At 62.6% G+C, this 313-nt stretch carries 1 protein-coding gene; it reads right to left on the bottom strand.

The features are described 5' to 3' along the window. Window positions 1–313 (bottom strand): cation:proton antiporter (locus E5W87_RS35730; RefSeq protein ID WP_292408755.1); only part of this gene is annotated, 313 nt, incomplete at both ends.

Raw genomic sequence — 313 nt, 5'->3', positions numbered from 1 at the left:
CCGGCGCGCCTTTCCAGCCATGGTTTCATCCGGTCAACGGCGAGGAACATCAGCGGGTTGAGGACGATCGACAGGATAGCACCGGCGAGGATGAGGTCGCGTCCTTGTTCTGGCAGCAGCTTCAGCCCGACGCCGAGCTCAGCCAGAATGAACGAGAATTCGCCGATCTGGGCAAGGCTGGCCGAAATCATCAGCGCGGTCGGGATCGGATAGCGGAAGGCGACGACGATGGCGAAGGCGGCCAGCGATTTGCCGATGACGATGATGGCCAGTGTCGCCAGGACCGGCCAGCCGTTGCTGATCAGGCTGAACG

Origin of the sequence: Mesorhizobium sp., from assembly GCF_004962925.1 — a bacterium.
Classification (GTDB): domain Bacteria; phylum Pseudomonadota; class Alphaproteobacteria; order Rhizobiales; family Rhizobiaceae; genus Mesorhizobium.
Note: the sequence above shows the minus strand (reverse complement) of the source record. Positions and strands in the feature narration are given on the sequence as shown.